Origin of the sequence: Brytella acorum (genome assembly GCF_029309905.1) — a bacterium.
Classification (GTDB): Bacteria; Pseudomonadota; Alphaproteobacteria; order Acetobacterales; family Acetobacteraceae; genus Brytella; species Brytella acorum.
In genome coordinates, this window is record NZ_JARBJP010000003.1 from 264,354 (window position 1) to 289,170 (window position 24,817).

Consider the following 24,817-nt stretch of genomic DNA (forward strand, 5'->3'; position numbering starts at 1 on the left):
AGATCAGCCCTCCACCACCGTGATGCCCATCGATTTGGCGGAACCGGCGAGCATGCGCACGGCCGCGTCCAGATCGTTGGCGTTCATGTCCTTGGCCTTCTCGGCGGCGATCTCGCGCAGCTGCGCCGTCGTCACCTTGCCGACGGCCGCGCTCTTGCCGACTGTCTGGCTGCCTTTGGAAATCTTGGCGGCCTTCAGCAGGAAGTAGGTGTTCGGCGGCGTCTTCGTGATGAAGCTGAACGTGCGATCGGCGAACGCGGTGATCACGACCGGGATCGGCATGCCGGGCTCGAGACCCTGCGTCTTGGCGTTGAACTCCTTGCAGAACTGCATGATGTTCAGGCCGCGCTGACCGAGAGCGGGTCCGACCGGCGGCGACGGATTCGCCTTGCCTGCCGGGATCTGCAACTTGATGTAGCCAACAACTTTTTTGGCCATATCCGGGGCTCCTTAATGGTTGCCCGGACCGCGGTTCTCACGACGGGAAGCGCATCATACGCCCTGACCCCGTCTCCCGCGTTCCGAATTGGGAGGCGGCCCCTTACCGCTCTATCGAGCCTCCTGTCAAGCCCTGACCGTGGAGCATCGTACCATATCCGCCGCCAAGGTCGTTGTCCGCGGGAGAATTATGGGGATCGATACCGCCTGCCGGCGTCGGATGGTGCAATCCTTCGTACTGAAGGGGCTTGAAAGGTTCGATGGACCGGATCGAAGGCAGTTCATCACGACTCCAGCCTCCGCCCAGAGCGCGCGCCAGCCTTACCGTAGCCTGAAGTTGCGTCGTCTGCGCCCTGACCTCGGCGATTCTCGCCACCAGTGCCGCCTGCTGGGCGACGACCACGTCCAGATAGTTCGTCAGACCGCCGGTATAGAGCGCCATCGTCATTTTCTGCGTGCGCAGGGCCGCTTCGACCGCTTCCTGCTGGCGTCTTTGCTGCTCGCGGAACTGCGCCGTCTGGCTCAGCCCGTCCTCGACGTCCTGGAACGCCGCCAGAACCGTGCCACGATAAACGTCAACCGTCTGGCGATACTGGGACCAGGCGCGCTGCAAGGCTGCGCGACGCAGACCACCGGTAAAGAGCGGCTCCACCGCCTGAACCGCCACGGTCCACATGGAATTGGCCATGTTCGCGAGATCGAAGCCGTTGTTCATGAATCCGCCGCTCGCGGAAAACGTGACGTTCGGATAAAAGGCCGCCCGCGCGACGCCAATGGCGCGGCTCGACGCGGCGAGGCGCCGTTCGGCCATCGCGACATCAGGCCGTCTTTCCAGCAGCGTTGAAGGCAGCCCGGCGGAGAACGTCGCCTCCGCCATGGGAATTTTCTGCTGGAGGATCGAGGCGACATGAAATCCCGCCGGAACCTTGTTGGTCAGAACCGCAATCGCATGCTCCAGAACCTGCCGCTCCGCCACGGCCTGGCTTTGCGCCGCCATGGTCGAATAAAGCTGGTTTTCAGCGCGTGAAACGTCGATGCCGGCGGCGATGGCGCCCGCCTGTCTGAGCCGCGTGATCTGTACCGCCGTCTGATAGTAACGGATGGAATCGGCATAAACGGCGAGCTGGGCGTCGAGCCCCCGCAGGCCGATATAGTCCGATGCCAGCTCCGCCTCCAGACTCAGCCGCGTCAGCGCATACTGGGCCGCCGTGGCCTGCGCCGCATTCTTCTGCATATGCGCCTGGTTGCGGATGCTGTCCCAGAAATCCGGCTCCCAGGTCGCGGCCCCGCTGTAGAACACGCTCGATTCATAACTCGGCGCGGACGACGCCGGAACGCGCCACAGACGCGTCAGGGACGTCTTGTTGTCGCTCATCCCCGCAGCGGTACCCACCTGCGGATAGAGCCGCGCTTCGGTTTCGCGCGCGATATCGCGCGCCTGCGTGAACGCTTCAGCGGCGGACTGAAGGTCCGGATTGTTCTGAAGCATCTGGGCTTCGAGCGTATCCAGAGCGGGATCGTGAAATGTTTTCCACCAGTCACCCCGGGGAGCCTCCTCAGCCGGATGACCGTCCACGAACACGCCGTGCCCTGCCCATCCGTTGGGATATATGTATTTGGGCTCTTCATATTTGGGCGCGAGGTCGCAACCGGCAAGGAGCGCCACCAGACCCGCGCTCGCCAGAGCCAGGCCACGCCGCATCGCCACTCGACCACGCGGCACATGCGCCGCACTTAAAAAAGCTTCAACGCTCATTGATGGGCGCCCTCCTGGGGCATTGGCGCGCCATCATTGGGCATCGCTCGCGTATCGCCCTGCATCTCCGGCTTCGCTTCAGGAAGGTTTTTTCGCGGTGCAGCGGTCGCATCATTATAACCACGGGTCGCGGAAACTACCTTCACCTCGTCCCCTTCGAGCATGTCCGCCGTCGGATTGGCCACGATCTGGTCCGTCTTGCTGATTCCCTTGAGAATCTGGATCGTCGTGCCGTAATTGATCCCGACGGTGACGTCCACCAGGTGGACATGATTGTTTACAACCTTGGCAAGCTGCGTCCCCTGTGCCCGGAAGATCAATGAGTTGATGGGGACGATCATGACGCCTGGTTCGCCCGGCGCCGTGAAATGCGCCGTCGCATAGGAATCAGGCCATAGTGAGTTGTCTTCGTTGCCAATGGTCAACTCCGTCGTCACCGTGCGCGTGGCAGCATTGAACGCTTCCGCCGTCGTCAGATACTGCGCTGTATACTCGCGGCCGGGATATTGCGGCACCGTCAGCTTCGCGGACAGCTTGTCCGAAATCACAGCCGCATAGTCCTGGGGAACAGACACGAACACGCGGATGCGATGCACGTCCGCGACCGTGAACAATTCGGTCGCATTGCCCTGGCGATTCACGTCGCCACCGCCCGCATTCACGTAATCGCCCACATTGACGAGACGGGACGTCACGACGCCATCGAAAGGCGCCACGATCTTCTTGAAGTTCTCCAGGGCGACATAACGATCGACCTCATGCTGGGCCTGCTCGACGCGCGCCTTTTCAGCCGCGGCATTTGCCGCCTGCACATCGACCTCCTGCCGCGAAACCGCCTGCGTTCCCTTCAGCGCCGCCCAGCGACGCGCGGTAATGTCCGCCAGCTTGTACTGAGCCAGAACCACGTTGTAATTGGCCTTCGCACCTTCGTACTGGGCATCAAGGCTCGGCGTGCTGATTTCAGCCAGCACGTCGCCTTCCTTCACGTGCGCTCCGTAATCCCGGTACCACATTTTCACATAGCCCGAGACCTGCGCATAGATCGGTGCCTGATACCAGGCCGCAAGATTGGCAGGCAGGTCGAAGGTACGCACGGATGGACCCGGCTCCGGCGCGATCAGCGTGACACGCGCGCGAGACCAGTCGTCCGCTTCCGTTTCGAGCGAATGGTAATGCGCCATCCGCTCGATGAGCCCCACAGCCGCCAGGATGACGGCCAGAAGCACCACGATGATGACGAGAAGGCGCGTGCGGGACTTTCCGCCGGGGGGCTTCCCTCCGGGGTTCTGATCGCCGGAGCTGCGTCCTTCGGGGGAAACCGTGTTCATGCGTGGGCTCCTTCATCACCGGTCTCGGTGGGCTTCCTGTGGGGGGGCTTCCTGTAATGGACGATGGCGAAAACACACGGAACGAACAGAAGCGTCGCCATGGTCGCAATAATGAGGCCGCCGATCACGGCTTTACCCAGAGGCGCGTTGTCGGAATTGCTGATCGACATCGGCACCATACCGATGATCATGGCCAGCGCCGTCATGACGACGGGGCGCATGCGCTCATACCCCGCTTCGACCGCCGCCCTGATCGCATCGCCGTGGAGATCCATCTGCTCGCGGGCGAACGCCACGACGAGGATGGCATTGGCCGTGGCGGTGCCCATGCACATGATGGCGCCCGTCAGGGCCGGAACCGACAGCGTCGTATGCGTCAGGAACAGGCTCCAGGCGATTCCGGCAAGCGCGCCGGGAAGCGCCATGATGATCACGAACGGGTCCAGCCAGGACTGAAAGTTCACGACGATGATCAGATAAACGAGCACGATCGACATCGCCAGGCCAACGATGAGCTGCGTATAGGCATCGGTCATCGTGACTCCCTGTCCGCGAATCACGAGCCGCGACCCTTTCGGGATCTCCCCCTTCATGGAGTCCGCGACGCGCTGCACCTGCCGCGCCACCATGCCGAGATCGGCATCCTCGTTGGACGCATAAATATCGAACACCGGCATGATGTTATAATGCGCGACCTCGGCGGGTGTGCCGGTCAGCTGGATGTCCGACAGTGCCGACAGAAGCTGCGGCTGGGCATTGGTCGGGTTCCCGTCGCCACGGTCGATCGGCACGGTTTTCAGCGAATCCAGCGTCTGGAGATATTCGGCCGGGGTCTGCACGTCGATCAGCTGCGAAACGCCCTGATGGTTGAGGTAATAGACCTGTCCGACCTGCGCGCTGCCCGACAGCACGGTCAGGGCGTTCTGCGCCACGTCACGCTCGGTGATGCCCGTGCCCAGTGCGAACGACCGGCGCGTATTGACCGCCAGCGTCGGCATCGTCATCGGCTCCTGAACCGCAACGTCCGTAACGCCGGGCAGGGCGCGCATGGCCCGTGCCATCTTCGTGGCGAAGGCGAAGTTGCCATACAGGTCCCGGCCAACGACCTGCACATCGATCGGAGACGGAAGACCGAAGTTCAGAATCTTCGCCGTCAGATCTGCCGGCTGGAAGGTAATCTGCGTGCCGGGGAACGTGTCGATAAGAATTTTGCGGAGCATGCGACGATATTCCGCCGTCGGGCTTTCCCCGTTCCTGAGCGTGACCGTGATGTCGCAATCTTCCGTGCCAACCGTAGGACTGGGAATGAAGGCCTGGTTCATCTGTGAGAATGGCAGGCCGCAATTCTGCAGAACGCCCTCGACCTGTCCGGGCAGAGCCTCGCGGATCTTCTTCTCGATCATCACGGAGATCTTGCCCGCTTCGGTCAGACGCGTGCCGATCGGCGCTCGCATATGAAGCTGCAGGGAATCGGATCGAATTTCAGGAAAAAAGTCCTGACCCAGAGCGACATAGAGGCTCAGCGAGCCCACGGCGAAGACGAGAAACCCAATGACGAACCGGCGTCGCGTCTCCACCAGCTCGATGAGGAGTGTCCGGTAGTTTTCCCGAAACCGCGCAAAACCGTTTTCAAAACCGCGCTGAAACCTTCCGAAGAAACCCGGCGGTCCTGAATCATGAGGATTGCGATGCGCCGCGACCTGTGCCGCGAGCATGTATTTCGCCATGGTCGGCACGAGTGTCCGCGAGAGGATGAAAGAGGCGATCATGGCGAAAATGATGGCTTCGGCCATCGGCATGAACAGCCATCCGGCCACGCCGGTCAGTTCGAAGAGCGGCAACCAGACGATACAGATGCACGTCGTGGAGACGAAGGTCGGCACCACGATCTGGTTGGCGGCGTCGATGATCGCCTGTTCGAGATCTTTCTCCATTTCGAGATGCGTATCGATATTCTCGATCATGACCGTGGCATCGTCGACGAGAATACCGACCGCAAGCGCAAGGCCACCCAGCGTCATGACATTGATGGATTGCCCGGCCCAGCCCAGTCCGATGATCGAGCAGAGCATGGCCAGGGGAATGGAGGTGGCGATGATGACCGTCGAGCGCCATGATCCAAGGAAAAGCAGCACGGCGAGGCTGGTCAACAGGGCCGCGATGACCATTTCGCGCACCACGTCCTCAACCGAATCCTTCACAAAGCCGGAGGCGTCGGTGAGGATTTTCACCGACGTTCCGGTCGGCAGCGTGGTCATGACCTGCGGCAAAAGTTTCTTGACGCCCGCCACGACATTAAGCGTCGAGGCGTCTCCGCTCTTCATCACCACCATCATGACGGCCTGCTGACCACGCACGAGAACCATGTTGGCCTGCGGCGCGCCGCCGTAATGCACGTGAGCGACATCACGCAGATAGACCACTGAGTTGCCGACCTGTTTCAGCGGTATGTTGTTGAACCACTCGACCTCGCGCGGCTGCGCGTTGGTGTGAACCATGTAGTCGAAGGGTCCGATACGCTGATCGCCAGCCGGAAGCACGATATTCTGGCTGTTAAGCGCGTTGGCGACATCCGTCGCCGAGAGATTGTGCGCCATCAGCTTGGATGGATCGATATCCACCGTCACATAGTTGGCCAAACCACCATACGGGTTCGGCAGGGCCGCCCCCGGAACGGAAACAAGCTGCGGGCGGATGAGATTCGAAGCCAGGTTATAGAGTTCCGAGCCGCTGAGTTTCGGATTATCGACCTGGAGCGTCAGCACAGGCACCGAAGACGCATTGTAGTTCAGAATGAGCGGCGGGGTTGCTCCGGTCGGCAACTGCTTGATGATCGTCTGCGAAACAGCCGTGATTTGCGCCTGGGCCGCCGACGTGTCCGTTCCAGGCTGGAAGAACACCTTGACGATGCCGCGTCCGTAATATGAGCCGCTTTCGATATGCTCGATATTATTGACCGTCGTCGTCACGGCGCGTTCGTAATAATAGACGATACGACCGGACATATCCTCGGGCATCAGCCCGACATAACTCCACACGACGGCGATGACCGGGATCTTGATGTTTGGAAAGACGTCCGTCGGCGTCGTGAAAATGGCCTTGATTCCAAAAATAAGAATCAGGATCGAAAGAACGACGAATGTCAGTGGACGCTTGAGCGCGACAACAACAACCTGATTCATGTCCGATGCCCGACCCCGCGCACGGTGCGCATCCGGACACGGAGCCGTCGGCATACGCCGATCGTCACGTGACTCAATCCCATCATCATTCCGCAGCACTCCCGATGCCGGGCAGGAAACCTACCCTCATCTCTAGTCTTCAGATCAGGCTCTCTCATGACATCGCTCCCGATGTCTGCCCCTGCGCCGACAAGACATTGTCCCGCCAGTTCGTCCCAGGAACGGTTCCCGCATCACCGAGCGGGAACGTAATTTCAAACAGGGCGCCCGGCCTTTCCGGATCATGCCCCGCGGAGGCAATCGCAAGTCTCGCGCCATGCAAGCGAAGGATGGCGGACACGAGGCTCAGCCCCAGCCCGCTCCCCGGCACATGACGGCTTTTGTCGGACCGGTAGAAGCGCCCGAGGACCGCATCACGTTCGTTTTCGGCGATCCCGATTCCGTTATCGGCAACGCTCAACCGCACATGCCCGCTCTCGACACCATCAGCAATCCGCGTGGCGCTGACAGTGACCTCGCCGTCGGCATCCGTGAACTTGACGGCATTGTCGATCAGGTTCGCCAGAACCTCAACCAGAAGATCCCTGTCTCCGGTCACGGAAAGAAGCCCGACCGGATGCACGACGCGCAACGTTATGCCCTTCGCCTCGGCAATCGGCTCGTACAGATCGAACACATCGTCCATCAGCTCGGCCATATCGACCTGTCCGAACCCGGCCCGACGCCGTCCGTTCTCGATCTCTCCAATTCGCAGAATGGCCGTGATCACGAGAAAACACTGATCGAGATCCTGCGTCGCCTTTTCTATGACGGTCGTCAGATAGGTCGCATCACGAGGACTGGATGAAGCCCGCTCCAGACGTGCGCGCACACGGCTGAGCGGCGTGCGCAGATCATGGGCGATATCGTTTCCGACATCGCGTATCTCGTCGAGCAGATATTCCAGCCGATCCAGCATCCGATTGACCGAGCCCGCGAGCCGTTCGAGATCGTCACGCTCACGCCCGGCGGGCAGACGCTCGTGAAGGTCCCCTTCCATGATGCGGTCGATCGCCTCGTGCATCGTCTTGACACGCGCCAACGCACGATGACTGAGAATGATTCCCGTCAGAAGCGCGAATGCGACAACCGGCACGATCGAAATCATGATGGCGCGGCGGGTCACGAAATGCAGCTCCGACAACAAGTGAAAGGATCGCGCAAGCACCAGCACACGATCGCCCGCCACGCGTTCCGCGAGGAAGCGCATCTCGTAAGGCGCATCCTCGGGCGGATGCACCCAAAGACGCTGAACGTGACCGTCAATGATCAGGCCGTCGGGCCAGTTCTTGATATCGCCGGCGACGAAGTGAAAACCGGAATCGAAAAGAGCCGCGCCATTCAGGGCGACACGCAGTTCGGTCGTCGCCCGCTCGCGCACCATGTATTCCAGCCGGGTCGGGCTCTCCCGCGTGAGAATTTCAGCATCACGCTCGAGAAGCGCCGTGGCGCGGGTCGTTTCGTATTGAGAAAGTTCAACAAATATGACGGTGAACTGGAGCAGCATTCCACCGATCATGGCGGCCACCACGGCCAGCGTGAGCCGAAACGTTGCTGTGCGAAAGAGATCAGTCTGTAACACGCAACATGAACCCGGCACCCCGGATACTCTGAATCAGAGGAGTTTCACCGGGTGCGTCGACCTTGCGGCGCAGCTTCCCGATATGCACATCGACCAGATTGGTCTGCGGCACGAAGCGATAATGCCAGACATCTTCCAGCAGCATCGCCCGTGTCAGCACTTGGTCCGGTCGACGCATGAGATATTCCAGCAGACGGAACTCACGCGGCAGCAGCTCGATCTCGCGCTCCCCACGACGCACGATACGATCGATGAGGTCCATCTCCAGCGAGCCCGCACGGAGCACGGTCGCGCGCGTATCGTTGGGGCGGCGCAAAAGCGCCTCGATACGCGCCACCAGCTCATCCATCGCGAAAGGTTTGGTCAGATAATCATCACCGCCCGCCTTCAGGCCACTGACGCGATCATCCACGGCTGAGAGCGCGGAAAGCACGAGAACCGGGGTTCGAACGTTATGAGTCCGCATCCGCTCGACCACGGCCAGTCCATCCATGAGCGGCAGCATCCGGTCGAGAATCATCACGTCAAACGTATCGGTCAGCGCCGCCTGAAGGCCAGCAGGTCCCGTTTCTTCGTGAAAAGGAAGAAAACCTCGTCCCATGAGCTCTTCCATCACCTCTCCCGCCAGCGTCTCGTCGTCTTCCACGAAAAGGACGCGCCGACCCGGAGGAGACTCGAGGTTCTGTCCGGTTTGGGTCTCGTCATCAGTCATCGACCCATCAATGAACGTGACAGAGAGCGACGACCAGTAAAAAGCCGTTTAAATCTCTTCTGTCACAATGATTTCGTCCTGTGGCACGCCATTTCCCGGCATATCGAGACCGCGCAGATGCCGCCCCAGAACGCGCGTACGGCGCCTGGCTTCCTCGATCGTGTTGCCCATCGCACCGGCATTGCGGGCGAGCTTTTCCAGGACGCCGTCCATACGCAGCATCTCCTGCCGGGTCTGTCCCAGAAGATGGGCGATCGCATCCGTCCGTTCCTCAAGAGCGAGCGTGACGTAACCGAGATGCACGGTTCGCAACAGAGCCGGGATCAGAGCCGGAGACATGACGATGACGCGTTGCGTGCGCCCGATTTCGTCGATCAGGCCAGGCACGCGCGCCACCTCTGCATAGAGGCCGTCCGTCGGCAGGTAGAGCACCGCGAATTCCACGGTAACAGGCGGACAGATGTATTTTTCGGCGATTTTGCGCGCCTCCAGACGGACGGCACTTTCCAGTCCCCGGCGCGCCGCACGCTCCGCATCGCCATCGGCGCGATCCACGGCGTCGAGCAGGCGTTCATAGGCTTCCGTCGGGAATTTGCTGTCGATCGCCAGACGGGGCGCATCGCTCCCACGCACCGGCATTTTGAGCGCGAACTCCACGACGGCGCCCCCATCGCCCACCCGAAAATTGCTGTCGTAGGACTCAGGCGGAAGGACGTCATCCAGAATGGCGCGCAACTGCGCCTCACCCCAGCCGCCGCGAGTCTTGACGTTGCCGAACAGACGCTTGAGGTCGCCGATCTGCGCCGTCACGGCCGTCACTTCCCCAATGGCTTTCTGCATGGCCGTGAACTGCTCGACCACGCGCTGAAAGGAACTCTGCATCTGGCGTTCGATTGCCACATGCAACTGCTCGTCAACGGCCTTGCGAATGCGTTCGAGCTGCTCGGCGTTGACGCGCGCCATTTCGCGCAAAGCCTCCGCCTGCGCCACGCGCGCTTCGGCCTGATCCTGCCCCAGACCACGCGTCAGGCCACCCAGACGCTCCGAAAGCTCCAGCCTGAACTGATCCAGCCGCCGCGAAAGCTGCCGCTCGACCTCGGCCAGAGCCTGCCTCTGCAAACCCGCTTCCGCACGCTGCTCGTCCACGTAACGCCCCAGGATATCACGCAGGTCCGCCGGATTGACCCCGCTTCCCTGCCTGACCCATGCGAAGAGCGCCACCAGCAGCGCGAGCCCCGCCACGATCCAGGGCAACACCACCGCCATGCCGCTTTCCATCATGAACTCCCGATCGAATCATCATCAGATGTTTCTCCTTATATGGAGAACATCGAACGAACAAAACCAGATCGGAAACCGCTCCGAACGCTAGACGCTCAGGGCTGGTGTACGTTCCCGTAGGACGCGGCCCCGATGCCGGGACACGAGCAGGGATTCCCCAGCGGCACCTGCGTCGGCATCTTGCAGGTGTAAATGCCCGCCTTGCACGTATAGCCATAGCCGACGACCTGCATGCCGGGGGGCGTGGGACCGGGCGCTGCCGTGCCCGTGCATCCGGAAAGCGTGATGAGCCATCCAAGTGTCATCGCACTCGCTGCGAACATCCGTGCAAAACGCATCTTTCACACCCTCTTTGTAAGCCCGTTCCGGGCACTCTCATTGGCCCAACGGGTGTCGGACCGCTTCGTTCATTATGACCCGCATCCGGGCAGGAAGAAGGCGGGACAGGTCTCGGAAAATTCATACAGCATCAATTCGCAACGAAATAGATTGATATGTTATATCATACGGTTTATAGCCTTTCCCGATCTTACCTCCACCCGGATTAGCCATGACCCGTTCACGCCCTCTCCGCTCCCTCAGGTTCCTGCTTACGACGGCCACGCTCTTCCCCGTGCAGCACGCCCTTGCACAGACAGGCCAGAGCGCGCCGGAAGCCAGCGTGACGAATGTGCAAAAAGCGAAGACAAAAAAAACCCCCGTGACGACAGACGCTACCACGCCTGAAAAAGGCCGCGTTGCGTTTGACAGTGAAAGCGCGCGCCAGACGGTGACGGACGACGTCCAGTCCGGTGAAGAACACATCATGGTCAATGCCCATCTCGACGAGAAGCGCGCCAGTCTGCAGCCGGACACGGGCGCGACAACCTATCGCTTCACGCGTCAGGATATCGAAAGAATTCCGGGGGGCGACAATGCGCCGCTCAATCAGGTTCTCCTCCAGGCACCCGGCGTCGCGCAGGACAGCTATGGCCAGATCCATGTCCGCGGCGATCACAACGAGGTGCAGTTCCGTCTCGACGGCGTCATGCTTCCGGAAGGGATGAGCGTCTTCGGTCAGGCGCTGATGACACGTTTTGCCCACTCTATGTCGCTGACGACAGGCGCGCTGCCCAGTGAATATGGCTTCCTGCAAGCGGGCGTCGTTGACATCACGACCAAGAACGGCAGCGCCGATGCCGGCGGCAACGCTTCGGTTTATGGCGGTGCGCGGGATTATTTCCTGCCATCCCTGCAATATGGCGGCCATGCCGGAAAATGGGACTATTTCGCGACAGCGGATTTCGTGCACAACCGTGTCGGCATTGAAAATCCGACCCCGGATTTCAACGCGATCCACGATCTGTCCAACCAGTACCATTTCCTCGGACACCTACGTTATACGGCCGATGAAAATACGCGCGTCAGCTTCACGGCGGGGGTATCGAACGCTCAATATCAGTTGCCCAACAATCCCGGCCAGCAGACCCAGTTCGCCAATCCGGATTACACCAGCAGCGCACTCGGGCAGCGCCTCAACGGGACCGTGGACAGTTCCAGTCTTAATGAGCGCCAGAAGGAAATCACCGATTTCGGCATTCTGTCGCTCCAGAAGGACATGGGACAGGTCAGCCTCCAGACCTCGGCGATCGTACGTTACAGCTCGCTCGGCTATTCGCCTGACGTTCTGGGCGAACTCGTCTATAACGGCCTGGCGCAGCGCGCCCAGCGCTCCGTGTTTTCGTCCGGCAACCAGACCGACCTGACCTGGCACGCGAACAGCCAGCATACCGTGCGCTTCGGATTTCAGGCCTATGTCGAGCGCACGATCGCCAAATCGGACTCCGCCGTTTTTCTTCAGGACGGCATCGACGCAAACGGCGATCCCTCTTTCAGCGACCAGATCGCCTCCATCCATGACGGCACGGGTCGCACGGGCTGGTATTATGGCCTTTACGCGCAGGACGAGTGGAAGCCCGTCCGCAACCTGACCATCAATTACGGCCTGCGCTTCGACGGCGTGGATCAGTACACCCATTCCAAGCAGGTCAGCCCACGCGTCAATCTGGTCTACACGCCATGGCGTGGCGGCACGTTTCATGCGGGCTATTCGCGCTACTTCACGCCGCCGCCTTTCGAGATCGTGGGCGGAACGCAGCTCAACAGGTTCGAGGGCACATCGGGTGCTCCGGAAACCGTGCTCAACACAACCGTCAAGGCCGAGCGCGACCACTATTTCGACGCAGGCTTCGCACAGGATATCCTGCCCGGCTGGCACGCCTCCTTCGACGCCTATGTCAAGCTGGCCCGCAACCTGATCGACGAAGGCCAGTTCGGTTCGCCGATCATTCTCTCGGGGTTCAATTACCGCCGCGGCCAGGTCAATGGTTACGAGTTCGCGACCGACTACACACGTGGCGCTTTCACCGTTTACGGCAATTTCGCCTGGTCGCGAGCCATCGGCAAAGACATTACGTCAGCCCAGTGGAACTTCGATCCGGACGATCTGGCCTATATCCGGCAACACTGGATTCATCTCGATCATGACCAGCGCTGGACCGCGTCGGCCGGCGCGAGCTACGCGTTCTTCCATAAAACCGGCCATCCGCTGCGTCTTTCAGCCACCATGCTCTACGGATCGGGCCTTCGCGCCGACGGCGCGACGCCGAACGGCGCTTCCGTCCCGAAATACGCGACGTTCAACTTCGCAGCCGTGCAGGCTTTCAAGGATCTCTTCCACATTCCCTTCCTCAAGCGGACGGAACTGCGTCTCGACGTCATCAATCTCTTTGACAAGGCCTACGAAATCCGCTCGGGCTCGGGCATCGGCGTCGGCGCTCCCCAATATGGTCTGCGTCGCACGATCCTGACAGGAATTTCGCAGCGCTTCTGATCCAATCCGGGCAAGCGATAAGAAAGGGCGGCGCGGAAGGAACATCCCGACCGCCCTTTTGATGTTTCACGACCCCGATCTCAACGCCGCCCGCCAGCGCAAAGGACCGCGAGATGGCGCCGACACAGCGCCATGTCCGGCGTTCCGGTTTGTTTGCAGGCCAGTTCCAGCGCCTGCGTCTGCGCGCAGGCACCGAGCAGAGAAGATACGGTCCACCGATCCAGCGCACGATTGAAAGCCTCCGCGCGCTTGAAGAAAACCGGCGGTCGCAAGGTCTTCATGGCTTCGGCCCGCCCGAGCCCGCCCTCAACCGCCTGCGCGACACGCAGCAGACGCGTCAGAGCAGAGAGCACGGCCCGCAGAACGCCAATCGGATTGGCGCCATCCGCGAAGGCCCGTTCCAAAGCGAGATCCGCCGCCGCGCGATCGCCCGAAAGCGCCGCGCTCGTCGCATCCTCCAGCGTGGCGTTGGCGGCATCGCCGATGCAGTCCTGCACATCTTCAACCGTCAGCGTCCCGCCCCGACCAGCATAGAGGGTGATCTTCTCGATCTCTCCCCGCACGGCCGCACGGTCGGAACCCAAACGCCCCAGAAGCCATGTCATGGCGTCCCGGTCGATCCGCACGCCAGCCGCGGTCAGCATGTCGCCGATCGTCGCGGAAAGTGCCCGTCCTTCTTCGGGATAGCAGCCGATCGAGGCGGCTTCCTTCGCGGTTTCGAACAGGGTTCGGAGCTTTGAACGCGACGCAAGACCTAGCGCTTCCAGCACGACCAATGTGTCGGTCTGCATCTCGAAAAGACGTTTGAGAGCAGGCACGAGCGCATCCTGCGCCTCGCGCACCCACACGACACGCCGACCGCCGATCAGGGAAAGCGCGGTCGCCTCTTCCTCGAGCCGGTCATGCGTTTCACGATCCAGCATCGCGACGCGGAAGGGATCATCGAGACTCTCCCCCACGACACGCACGGCCTGTGCGGCACGTTCGCGAATCAGACCCGCGTCGTCGCCATAGAGAAGAATGGCGCGCCATGAAGCGGCATCCGCAATCGCTTTTCCGGCATTACGCGCATCGATCTTCATGACGCCACCCCCATGATCCGGGCCGCGGGATCAGTCCAGAATGCCGTTGGAACGGCGACCCGTCGCCGCTGCCGGGAAGCCGTCAGGACCGCTATCGTCGTACTGCGCTCCGTTCTTGCCCGGCATGGCATTAGGATTGAAATAACGTTCACGAATTTTCTTGTTGGCTTTCGGTGGCGTGACGTGACTGCGGAACCAGGTCGCGATCTGCTGGGTGATTTCGTTGGCCAGCGTCTTGGCCATACGCGCCTGCGCTGTCTCGTGGTTCATCGTCTGGGCGAAATACTGTTCGAACTGCGTATTCATACCATCAAGCGTGCTCGCATCGCCCTGCGCCACCAGCTTGGGAGCCTGTTCGACGGTATAAAGCTGCCAGTGCGCCGATGCCAGTTCGCGCACGCGACCGGATGTATTGTCCGAGTGGATATCGATATATTCCGATGAAAACCCGGGCGACACCCGCAATGTGTAACCTTCGGGGGCGGCCGAGCTCGCGCCACCGAGGTTTTCCTGCAACGCCAGACGCAATTGCTGCCCGTTTCTTTCGGGTATGTTGGCGACGTAAATGTTCTGCAACGTCTCCGCGATCTGCGGCTGACCGCCATCCACCTGCCCATAAAGAGGCTGGAAGCCGCATCCGGCAAGCGGTAGCGACGCCAGCACGACCGTAGAATGCAGGGCCACGAGGCTAACGCGAGGGAAATAGCGGCCGCGGCTCATATCAACCCGCGATCACGAAATTGACGATACGGTTCGGCACATGGATTTTCTTGACGATCCGTTTGCCCTCGAGCATCCGCGCAACATTCGGGTCCGCTTCCGCCTGGGCGATCACCTCGTTCGCTGGCGCATCGGGAGCGACTTCGATGGTCCCGCGCAGCTTGCCCATCACCTGCACCCCGATCGTCACGCGCGTCACCGCCAGCCATTGCGGGTCGGCCACGGGCCAGGCCCGCTCGACGACCATGGGACCAGATGGCTCCAGATGCGAGAGCATTTCCTCGGCCAGATGCGGCTGCATGGGCGCGCAGAGCAGACAGAGCGTCAGCGCGGCTTCGCGTCGCGCCGCCGCCATGCCCGACGCATCGGATTTTTCAGCCTCGGCCAGCGCGGAAGTCAGCTCATGCAGACGCGCCACCGCGACATTGGGTGAGAAGCCGTCCAGCGCCTCCGTCACGGCTGCGATCGTGCGATGCGTCATGCGGCGCAGATCCTCGCCGCCCGTGTCGTGCGCGCTGTCAGCCGCGTCACGGGCGGCGACGCTGGCGACCAGCCGGAACAGCCGCTGGCCGAAACGCGCCGAAGCCGCGATCCCGGCTTCCGTCCACTCCATGTCACGCTCGGGCGGACTGTCCGACAACACGAACCACCGCGCCGTATCCGCGCCGAAACGTTCGATGATCGCCACAGGAGAAACCGTGTTGCGCTTCGATTTCGACATCTTCTCGGAGCGGCCGACCGTGACCGCCACGCCGTTGTCACGACGCACGAGCGTCCCTTGCGGAGTGCGTTCGATATCTTCGGGCGCCAGCCAGCCGTTTTCGTCACGATAGCTTTCGTGCGTAATCATGCCTTGCGTGAAAAGCCCGGCAAATGGCTCATCGACGTCGAGATGACCGGTTGCGTGCATCGCACGCGTGAAGAAACGCGCGTAGAGCAGGTGAAGAATCGCATGCTCGATGCCGCCGATATACTGATCGACCGGTAGCCACGCGTTGGCCGCCGCCGGATCGGTCGGCGTTTCGGCGTGCGGCGCGGTGAAACGCGCGAAATACCAGGAGCTATCGACGAAGGTATCGAACGTATCCGTCTCGCGCCGCGCGGGTCTGCCGCAATTGGGGCAGTCCGCATGCTTCCAGGTCGGATGATGATCCAGCGGATTGCCGGGACGATCGAACGTGACGTCCTCCGGCAGAACGACGGGAAGCTGATCTTGCGGCACCGGCACGGCGCCGCAGGCCTCGCAATGGATGACCGGAATCGGGCAGCCCCAGTAGCGCTGACGGGAGATGCCCCAGTCGCGCAGACGCCAGTTCACGACCCCCCGTCCGACGCCCATGGCTTCGAGCCGCTCGATCGCCTTGCGCTTACCGTCCGCCGTCGTGAGTCCGTCGAGAAAGCCGGAATTGATCAGCGTGCCGTCACCGCTCGCCGCCGTTTTGCCAACGGTGAACGTCGCGGCTTCCTCACCCGCAGGCAGGATCACGGGCCGGATCGGCAGATCGTATTTACGAGCGAAATCCAGGTCGCGCTGATCGCCGCACGGGCAACCGAACACCGCGCCGGTGCCATAGTCCATCAGGACGAAATTTGCGATCCAGACTGGCGACGTCTCATCCGGCGAGAACGGATTGGCCACACGCAATCCCGTGTCGACACCGCGCTTTTCCGCGATCTCGATCGCCTCTTCGGATGTTCCGAGCCTCTGACACTCTTCGACGAACGCGCGCACTTCCGGATTGCCGCTGGCCACTTTGGCCGCCAGCGGATGATCGGCCGCGATCGCCAAGAAACTCATGCCGAACAGCGTGTCGGGGCGCGTCGTGAAAACTTCGACGGAATCGAGATCACTGTCGAATCCCTCCGGGGCTCCGTGCAGCGGGAAACGCACCCGCGCCCCTTCGGAGCGACCGATCCAACGCTCCTGCATGACCCGGACACGCGCGGGCCAGCGGTCCAGCGCACCGAGACCATCGAGAAGCGGCTGGGCAAAATCCGTGATCCTGAGAAACCACTGCGACAGCCGCTTCTTTTCAATCAGGGCGCCCGAACGCCAGCCGCGACCATCGACCACCTGCTCATTCGCCAGGACGGTATGATCCACCGGATCCCAGTTGACCGACGATTCCTTGCGCTCGACGAGGCCCTTGTCCCACATGTCGAGAAACAGTTTCTGCTGCTTGCCATAATATTCCGGCAGGCAGGTTGCGATTTCACGATCCCAGTCGAGCGAGAAGCCGAGCCGCTGGAGCGTCCCACGCATGGCGGCGATGTTGTCCATCGTCCACTGGCCCGGATGAACGCCGCGCTCCCGCGCCGCGTTTTCGGCCGGCAGCCCGAATGCATCCCATCCCATCGGGTGCAGGACCGAAAAACCCTGCGCGCGCTTATAGCGGGCGACGACGTCGCCCAGCGCGTAATTGCGCACATGTCCCATATGAAGCTGGCCCGACGGATAGGGGAACATCTCCAGCACATAGTATTTGGGACGATCCGTCGGCGGATGGTCATCCGCGGCAAAAACGCGCTTGCGGGCCCAGGCTTCCTGCCAACGGGGTTCGGCCTTCGCGAAATCGAAGGTAGCGGTCTCTTGATCGTTCATATCGTCCGTTTGTGACGGGTGCGCGGCGGCACCCGTGTCCCGTTAGTTGCGGTCGCCGTTTTCGGCCCGCAACTGGCGGGCGCGGGCAAGGATGCGCGAGGTGATGTCCGAAACCGTATTGACCGCTGGCGGCATATCATTCCACTCACCGTCCTGCCTGACCTGCCGGAAAACGGATACGCGCAACGCATCGGAACGCAGACGGCGGTCAAGGATGTAGGTCGCGATCTTGAAACGCTCGTTCGTCGCGCCAGGCGGCTGATACCAGTCCGTCAGGATCACGCCGCCCACGGCGTCCGCCGAAGCAAACGGCATGAAGGACAGCGTATCGAGCGCGCCGCGCCACAGATAGGCATTCACGCCACCCTTCAACTGGTCATCACCACCCGTCGCACCCCGGTCGAACTCGGCGAGATGATTGCGGGGCGTCGTCAGACTGTTCGGGCTGCGATTATTGCCGCATGCCGAAAGAACCAGCAGGACGCCAAGCGCCCCCCAGTGACGGACCCGAATTCCGGAAGACAAAAGAGTGGTCGGCTGTGAAGGAGGCGTCATGATGTCCCTGTAGGCCGAGTATGGCCGCGTGGAGAAACCCCGCGCGCCACAGGGGCGCGGAAACCATTAAATAAGCCGCCCTACATATCGCGCCCGGACCGTCACGCCAAGCATGCCGTCGTCTTATTGTCCTCATGGACCACACCGCTCTTGAGCCATGCGCGGCGCAAACGTTCCTGAGCCTCCTCCGGGAGGAACATATGACGTTTCATGAGTTGATCGAGAGAGAGCGACGGGCAAAGGGCAAGTAGCTGCGCGCGTGCAATTTCAAGCTCACTGTCGAGACCCGCCTCGACCAGAGCCGCGACATAATAAATGAGCGCGGCCGGAAACCTTGGGAAGGTGCAGACATAGGAGCGACTCATGCGCACAGCCTCATTGGAGCGCCCCACGAGCAGCAGCAGCATGATCGCGCTGGGCTCCGTCAGAACGCAGGACGGGTCTTCGTGTCGGGCAGCAAGGTAGTCCTCGGTACGTCTGCTCGCCTCTTCCCAGTGCCCATGATGCGCGGCGGCGAAGGCCTGGAGCAGGGAGCAGGCTGGAAGATCAGGAGGCAGACCGCCGTCATCCGGACCGTCATTGACCAAAGATGCGGTCAACGCTTCCGCCATGGGCGCATGTCCGGGCATCCGGAACGTGACATAGGCCAGAGCCAGCCGCGAAATCGGACTTTGGGGCGTCTGGGCCTGACACTCCTGAAGAAGGGAGAGGGCTTCCAGCTGAGTCTCGTCTTCATCTGGCGTGCGATAAGATACGGCACGTACCGAAGCGAAAAGCGCTGTGGCAAGATCGCGCAGCGAACCGGCCTCGCTTTGTCGGGTCTCCAGCAACATCCCGATCTGCGGGAACAACGCGACGTCGCACCGCATGAGAAGCATGAGCGCTCTCAGTGCGCGGCCGCCGTGCGAAAGCTCCCTGACGGAACGAGGCGCCTGCACCCGCCCCTCGAACTGCAGGACGGCCCATTGCAACGCGATGCCAACACCCATCAGGCTGGGCAGCACGGCTCTCATGTCTCCGACACCATCGTCGAAAACAATTTTCCTCGCCCAGACGATGCCATTATCATAACGGAGGTCGATGAGCCGGAAAATGATACTCGTACGCGCGGCTGTCGCTCCACCCGCCATCTTACGCACGGCAGTGGTGAGAAGAAAATCGGCCCCCGCCTTGCGGCAGGTCTCCGCGTAACCCCTTTCGACCGTATCCGTCCTCTGTGGAGCCGGCAAAACGCCGAAAAGATGCTGACGCGACAAAGTCACGTCAAGCGCGTCACCCAACTCGAAACTGACGCCGGACTCCATATCCGGAGGCAGCATAACCGGTGCGACGGCAATCATCGCCAGACGCCGCGCCGCTTCGCTGGCGGAACGCAGGGTCGAAGGCGGCGTCAATGAAAGAATGCCCTCCCCATCCTCCGCCGAGAACAGCTCCCGTGAGGGAGCATCGCGATCAGAATCCGAAAAAGCGGACCGTTTCGCCGCCGGGACGGCCGCCGCCTGCAACGAACTCAGCAGATCCATCGTCACCGGCCCCGGCGGACGCCCCAACCGGGACTCAAACATCTCGAGCATCTTTCGCCCGAATTCGAGAGCCTTGGCATGTTCTCCCTGAAGAACCGCCGCCTGCATACGCGCGCGCCAGGCGCTCTCGTTGTATTCGTCACCGGAAAGAAGCTGATCCGCAATGGCAAAGAGGGTGTCGGCGTCCACCTCTTCCTGCAACGCACGCGTCAGTACACTCTGGATGTGCCGCGTGAGCCCCGTGCGCTGCTCTTCAAGCCACCCGTCAAAAGCCGGATCGATCCCATTCAGATCGGCGAGAAGCGGCGCAAACGGCTCTTCGAGCTCCCGGATCGCCGGAAGCCCAACCGCGTAGACACGTTCGACATCCACGGACGTCAGAGCAGGCTTGAGCGCCAGAGTATGCCGCTGCACATCAATGACATCCACGCCAAGAGGGCTGAGCGCATCCAGCAGCCGATGGATTTCCTGACGCAGCGAAGCACGAGCCAGTTCTTCCGGACGCTGGCTCCATAAAAGTTCGGCGAGGCGCGGGCGCGTGACGGGCCTACGATTCGCGAGCGCGAGAACAGCCAGCAGACCACGTGTCTTCCCACCGATGGGCAACACGCTCTCGCTCCTCATGGAACGCGCTTCCATACTCCCGATGAGGCGAATCCGAAGAAGGGTCGGATCCATCTTGGGCAAGCTGTGCCGCCCTACCTCGAACATAAGATTTCTCCTCATACATCATATAATATACGATATACAATCTTAGATTGCGGCTCAGTTCAGGAAACGCCGTCCAACAGCAAAAGTAGCGTTTGCCGCAGGTTGCATACTTTCATGATTTCGTCATTCAGATAGGTCATCTAATATAAGCAAGCAACTCATGATAGAGAATGAATTTCGAAGAGGCGCGAGGTCTTTTTGTTAAAAATACCGGACGTGGCGATTGTATTCGGCATTTCCGCGCCCAGGACGCTTCCGGCGCATGGACATCTTGCCGCAGACGGCAAGATCTACTAAACACGCGATTGTGTGTCCGCGTAGCTCAGCAGGATAGAGCACAGGATTCCTGGTTCCAAATTGGGCGTCATGATCGGAAACGTCATGACGGATCCGCTCAAATTCGGGGAACGCTCACGGTCGCGAGACCCTGCCAATCCCGAGCCAAGCCTGTTCCGGCAGGAAGGTGTAGAGACTGTATGGGTGGCACCTGTCGGCGCGATGCCTATGGTGAAGAGACAGTCCAGACCACGAACGGACGTTGCTTTTTGACGCAATGCCCGGCGGCGAAAGTCGAAGTGGTATGAATCCTGGGGCCGTGGGTTCGAATCCCGCCGCGGACACCAACACATCGCGCCTGAACGTATCTCGAGATACCCCTCAGTTTTCTCGGAATTTCAGCAGAACGATTCCGAAACCCACGAAAATACCACCAGTCACACGATTGAAGATCCGACTGATTGTCGGTCGCTCGAGATAATGTGAAATCGAACGCCCGCCCCAGGCGTAAACGAAATACCAAAACGACTCGATGATCAGGAAGGTCCCTACGAGCACAATGAACTGAGGGGCTTTCGGAGCGTGAGAATTGACAAACTGCGGCAAGAACGCCGCAGCGAAAAGCAGTGACTTGGGATTGCTGATTCCAATGCTGAAGCCGCCACGAAACAGGCGCCAGCCCCGCATGGAACGCGGAGGCTCTACCCGCCCGACGTCAATCGGCGCCTCATTCGTCCGCCAAGCCTTGACGCCGAGAAAAATCAGATAGGCAGCGCCGACATAACGCAGCACTTCGAACGCTCCCGGCACCGCCAGAAGCAGCGCGGTCAATCCAAGTGCCGAAGCCGACAGAATCATGCAAAGGGCGGAAAGACAGCCTGCCATGGCGATCGTCGTCTGCCGGACTCCCACCAGCACGCTGCGTGACAGGATGTGCAGCATATTGGGGCCGGGCGTCGCGGAGAGGAGAAAGACGGCGGTTACGAACAACCACCAGTTCTGAAACGTCATCTGGCGCCTTTGAATTCCCGTTTACCATGCTTCTGTTGCGTACGAAAAACGTACCGCTCATTTTTCGACAGAGCAAGCGCCTGCCCGCTCATTCGTCGGATGCGGAAAACGGGACATTCGTCGCATACATGTGATTGATGGCCTGTGCCGCGAGATAGCCTGCCGTCACGCTTGCCATACACAGGCCAACCGAGAGACCGATATTCATGAGAGCCCGTAAGGGTGTGCCATTGCGAAGCAGATCGAGCGTCTGGAGGCTGAAAGACGAGAACGTCGTATATCCCCCGCACAGCCCCACCATGAAAACCAGCCTCGCCGTCTCGGGCGCTTGAAGCCGCGCACCGGAAACCGTCAGAGCGCCGAACAGGGCGATCGCGAACGAGCCCGTCACATTGATCACGATGGTTCCCCAGGGCAGCGTCTGGCTCCAGCGCGCCAGCGCCAGACCGATCCAATATCGCATGACCGTTCCAACCGCGCCTCCAAGCGCGATGGCGAAAGTTGTCAGCATATTCGGCGCCGTCATTCCTGTCTCCGTTCTTGCCGCCAGCTACCATCAACGGTCACGACGACGCGCATTCGTCCACGAGCTCGCGAGAGCTCAAAATGAAACGGACGGCGCGACCAGCGCGGGCGCGGCCAAAGCGTGAATGAGGACAATGACAAGGAGAACAGCGATCATAATGCCGAAAAACCGGCCGAAAATCCTGAGGGCAAGCACGACGAGCGCCAGAAGGAGAAGAGCCAGAAGAGCCGTCTGGGCCTGTCCTCCTATACCGATCCGCTGAAGGGCCTCGCGCGCCACGTATTCAATGGACGCGATGGACGCGACGATCAGGCTGAACAAGCCGACGAGAAGCCCGACGAGCACGTTGAAAAGGTGTTCCATGACCGCAATTTCATCCTGATCGCGACGCGCCGCATCGCCCCGATCCCGCTGGTAGTTATTTTCTTTCCACGCGCATCTTATCTGACAAAACACGACGACTGACAAAAAACGTTCAGAGAATCGGAGCAGGCCGTTTGTCCGACACACCCAGTTTTCTCTTCGTCTGCACAGGCAATATCTGTCGATCGCCTCTCGCGGAAGGCGCCATGCGCGCTGAAGCCGCACGGCGTGGGCTGACCATCGACATCGATTCAGCCGGAACAGGGGCCTGGCACGTCGGTGACCCGCCGGACCGTCGGGCACGCGCGACGGCCAGTCGCCACGGCCTCAACATCGACACCTGTGTCGCACGCCAGATCTCCTTGGAAGATTTTGACCGCTTCAGTCATATTCTCGCGCTCGACGAGAGCCATCGTCGGGTCTTGCTGCGATTGGCTCCCCGATCCGCATACGCGAAAATATCATTGCTGCTTGACCACGTCGCCGACCGCCGCGGTGAGGACGTCGAAGACCCATATTATGAAACCGAGGCGGCTTTCGAGACCGTCTGGCGGGACGTCTCCGAGGCCTGTCGCTGCCTCGCTTCGCGGACTTTCGACGGAAACGACTGAGCCTGAACGGCAGACGATACTAAATGCAGCCCTTCAAATACACGTTGAGACTTCGTCAAACCCTATGACGGGGGCTTTGTCCCGACGCGGACAAGCGCTACGTCATGAATCGTGATCGATCGCGTCGGCCCGGCTCCGGCGCTTTCCGGAGAAGGGCAGCACCCATGACATCCACGGCAACGTCAAAACCCGATATCCTCATGATCGACCCGATGCCAGACGACATCACCCAGCGGCTGGCCGACCATTTCACGCTCCATCGTTATCGGGGAATGGACGCGCTCGGGCCGGTCGCATCGTCCATACGCGGCGTCACCACCGGCGGGGGCGCTGGCCTGAAACCCGAGATCATGGCGGCCCTGCCTCATCTCGAGATCATTTCCGTCAACGGAGTCGGCACGGACCAAATCGATCTCGTGGAGGCCAAGCGGCGCGGAATCCGCGTCGCCACCACACAGGGCGTTCTGGACGACGACGTCGCGGATATGGCGATCGGTCTCATGATTGACGTCATGCGCGGCATTTCAGCGAATGATCGGTTCGTCAGGGCGGGGCACTGGGGAAAACTGCCAGTTCCAAACTCTCATGCCTTGACGGGGAAAAAAGTTGGCATCGTAGGATTCGGCCAGATCGGCTCGATCATCGCCGAACGGGCGGACGCTCTGCGTATGGCCGTTGCCTACTATGCGCGTCACAGGAAAGATGGCGTCTCCTATCCGTATTTCGACTCCATCGTCGCCCTCGCCGATCACGTGGACGTACTGATTCTCGCCGTTCCAGGAACCCCCGAAACACGCAACATGGTCAATCGTGCCGTGATCGACGCACTGGGTCCGAACGGATATCTCATCAATATCGCGCGCGGCAGCGTCGTCGACGAGCCCGAACTGGTGGCGGCCCTGACGGAAAAGCGGATCGCAGGAGCGGGGCTGGACGTCTTCGTCGACGAACCGCATGTACCAGAAGCGCTTCTGGCGCTCGATAACGTCGTTCTTCAGGCTCATCGTGGCACATCGACCGTCGAGGTCCGCACGGCGATGGGCCATCTCGTCATCGATAATCTTCTCGCCCAGTTCGCCGGAAAACCTTTACTTACCCCCGTCATCTGACGACGTTCATCCGTGGGAGCCTCGCCCGGCGCTCACCCTGGGGCGACCCGTCAACCATCGATTTACTTTTTCATGCGCATGGTTGGCGGAAGGCGGATGCCCAGCAGCGTCTCCACAGGAAGGAACCGGACGATGTCCCTCTCGGCCCACGCATCCCTATTGTCACCGCGTTCACATGGCTCAGCGACGGGCGGCGTCACGACGCAGCCATTGCATTCGCCCCGGATCATTTCCGGCACACGTGACTTCACCAGCGAACTGAACGCAACCACGGCGCAGAGCCAGCCGACCTCCAGCACATCGCAAACTATCAGTTCGAATGGTCAGGGTTCTCTGCTGAACGCACTCTACTCAGCGCTTTCGGCGTCGCATGCCCATAATGAGACCAACTCGGCGGCAAGCGCCGTCACGTACATGCAGACCGGGATCAAAACCGCAGATACCTTCTGAAGCGTCAGTCTCTCAAGGCGAACACGGGCAGAAACGAAACGTGAACCCGTCAAGAGGTGGACAAGACGGGAACGATCCCTACATGGTG

General features: G+C 60.9%; 20 protein-coding genes. 5 read left to right on the forward strand and 15 right to left on the reverse strand.

The window, feature by feature from the left end; genetic code table 11:
* Positions 1-3 precede the first annotated feature (3 nt).
* The 8 genes from rplK to PWM43_RS07780 form a co-directional block, all read right to left on the reverse strand.
* Entirely contained in the window at positions 4-438 is a 435-nt protein-coding gene (gene rplK, locus PWM43_RS07745; protein ID WP_289841922.1) for a 50S ribosomal protein L11, read from the reverse strand.
* Positions 439-541: 103 nt separating this feature from the next.
* Positions 542-2,194 carry an efflux transporter outer membrane subunit gene (locus PWM43_RS07750; RefSeq protein ID WP_289841923.1) on the reverse strand — a complete coding sequence of 551 codons (1,653 nt, stop codon included), beginning with the start codon at positions 2,192-2,194 and terminating at the stop codon, positions 542-544.
* The gene (locus PWM43_RS07755) at positions 2,191-3,522 is read right to left on the reverse strand and encodes an efflux RND transporter periplasmic adaptor subunit (RefSeq protein WP_289841924.1); all 1,332 of its coding nucleotides are present in this window, start codon (positions 3,520-3,522) and stop codon (positions 2,191-2,193) included. Before PWM43_RS07755 ends, PWM43_RS07750 begins: the two co-directional genes overlap by 4 nt.
* Positions 3,519-6,704, reverse strand: coding sequence for an efflux RND transporter permease subunit (locus PWM43_RS07760; protein WP_289841925.1), 3,186 nt, complete (start codon positions 6,702-6,704; stop codon positions 3,519-3,521). The genes PWM43_RS07755 and PWM43_RS07760 overlap by 4 nt, the downstream gene beginning before the upstream one ends.
* 154 nt (positions 6,705-6,858) lie before the next feature.
* The gene (locus PWM43_RS07765) at positions 6,859-8,325 is read right to left on the reverse strand and encodes a sensor histidine kinase (protein WP_289841926.1); all 1,467 of its coding nucleotides are present in this window, start codon (positions 8,323-8,325) and stop codon (positions 6,859-6,861) included.
* Positions 8,312-9,037, reverse strand: coding sequence for a response regulator transcription factor (locus tag PWM43_RS07770; protein WP_289841927.1), 726 nt, complete (start codon positions 9,035-9,037; stop codon positions 8,312-8,314). Before PWM43_RS07770 ends, PWM43_RS07765 begins: the two co-directional genes overlap by 14 nt.
* A 48-nt stretch (positions 9,038-9,085) precedes the next feature.
* Positions 9,086-10,318 carry a DNA recombination protein RmuC gene (locus tag PWM43_RS07775; RefSeq protein ID WP_289841928.1) on the reverse strand — a complete coding sequence of 411 codons (1,233 nt, stop codon included), beginning with the start codon at positions 10,316-10,318 and terminating at the stop codon, positions 9,086-9,088.
* 95 nt (positions 10,319-10,413) lie between these two features.
* Positions 10,414-10,656, reverse strand: coding sequence for a hypothetical protein (locus PWM43_RS07780; RefSeq protein ID WP_289841929.1), 243 nt, complete (start codon positions 10,654-10,656; stop codon positions 10,414-10,416).
* A gap of 212 nt (positions 10,657-10,868) precedes the next feature.
* On the opposite strand from PWM43_RS07780, the gene PWM43_RS07785 reads away from it, so the two are divergent.
* A complete protein-coding gene (locus PWM43_RS07785) occupies positions 10,869-13,190 on the forward strand; it encodes a TonB-dependent receptor (protein ID WP_289841930.1) in 2,322 nt (773 codons plus the stop codon).
* A gap of 80 nt (positions 13,191-13,270) precedes the next feature.
* On the opposite strand, the gene holA is transcribed toward PWM43_RS07785, so the two are convergent.
* From holA to crcB, 7 genes are all read right to left on the reverse strand, one after another.
* Positions 13,271-14,272: a DNA polymerase III subunit delta gene (gene holA / locus PWM43_RS07790; RefSeq protein WP_289841931.1), complete on the reverse strand. Its 1,002-nt coding sequence runs from the start codon at positions 14,270-14,272 to the stop codon at positions 13,271-13,273.
* A gap of 30 nt (positions 14,273-14,302) precedes the next feature.
* Positions 14,303-14,992, reverse strand: coding sequence for a hypothetical protein (locus PWM43_RS07795; RefSeq protein WP_289841932.1), 690 nt, complete (start codon positions 14,990-14,992; stop codon positions 14,303-14,305).
* Position 14,993: 1 nt separating this feature from the next.
* The gene (leuS, locus tag PWM43_RS07800) at positions 14,994-17,594 is read right to left on the reverse strand and encodes a leucine--tRNA ligase (protein WP_289841933.1); all 2,601 of its coding nucleotides are present in this window, start codon (positions 17,592-17,594) and stop codon (positions 14,994-14,996) included.
* A 42-nt stretch (positions 17,595-17,636) separates the two neighbouring features.
* Positions 17,637-18,149: a DUF3576 domain-containing protein gene (locus tag PWM43_RS07805; protein WP_289841934.1), complete on the reverse strand. Its 513-nt coding sequence runs from the start codon at positions 18,147-18,149 to the stop codon at positions 17,637-17,639.
* Positions 18,150-18,250: 101 nt separating this feature from the next.
* The gene (locus PWM43_RS07810) at positions 18,251-20,296 is read right to left on the reverse strand and encodes an AfsR/SARP family transcriptional regulator (RefSeq protein ID WP_289841935.1); all 2,046 of its coding nucleotides are present in this window, start codon (positions 20,294-20,296) and stop codon (positions 18,251-18,253) included.
* A 744-nt stretch (positions 20,297-21,040) separates the two neighbouring features.
* Positions 21,041-21,670 (reverse strand): LysE family translocator, encoded by a 630-nt coding sequence (locus tag PWM43_RS07815; RefSeq protein WP_289841936.1) that lies wholly within the window; start codon positions 21,668-21,670, stop codon positions 21,041-21,043.
* A gap of 88 nt (positions 21,671-21,758) precedes the next feature.
* Positions 21,759-22,196, reverse strand: coding sequence for a fluoride efflux transporter CrcB (gene crcB / locus PWM43_RS07820; RefSeq protein WP_289841937.1), 438 nt, complete (start codon positions 22,194-22,196; stop codon positions 21,759-21,761).
* A gap of 120 nt (positions 22,197-22,316) precedes the next feature.
* Here crcB and PWM43_RS07825 point away from each other — a divergent pair, with 120 nt between their 5' ends.
* The 4 genes from PWM43_RS07825 to PWM43_RS07840 all read left to right on the forward strand — a co-directional run bounded on the left by PWM43_RS07825 (position 22,317) and on the right by PWM43_RS07840 (position 24,729).
* Positions 22,317-22,661, forward strand: coding sequence for a hypothetical protein (locus tag PWM43_RS07825; protein WP_289841938.1), 345 nt, complete (start codon positions 22,317-22,319; stop codon positions 22,659-22,661).
* Between the two features lie 32 nt (positions 22,662-22,693).
* Complete coding sequence (locus PWM43_RS07830) at positions 22,694-23,170, forward strand: low molecular weight protein-tyrosine-phosphatase (protein ID WP_289841939.1); 477 nt, start codon at positions 22,694-22,696, stop codon at positions 23,168-23,170.
* A 164-nt stretch (positions 23,171-23,334) separates the two neighbouring features.
* The gene (locus tag PWM43_RS07835) at positions 23,335-24,279 is read left to right on the forward strand and encodes a 2-hydroxyacid dehydrogenase (RefSeq protein ID WP_289841940.1); all 945 of its coding nucleotides are present in this window, start codon (positions 23,335-23,337) and stop codon (positions 24,277-24,279) included.
* A 132-nt stretch (positions 24,280-24,411) separates the two neighbouring features.
* Positions 24,412-24,729: a hypothetical protein gene (locus PWM43_RS07840; protein WP_289841941.1), complete on the forward strand. Its 318-nt coding sequence runs from the start codon at positions 24,412-24,414 to the stop codon at positions 24,727-24,729.
* Positions 24,730-24,817: the final 88 nt, after the last annotated feature.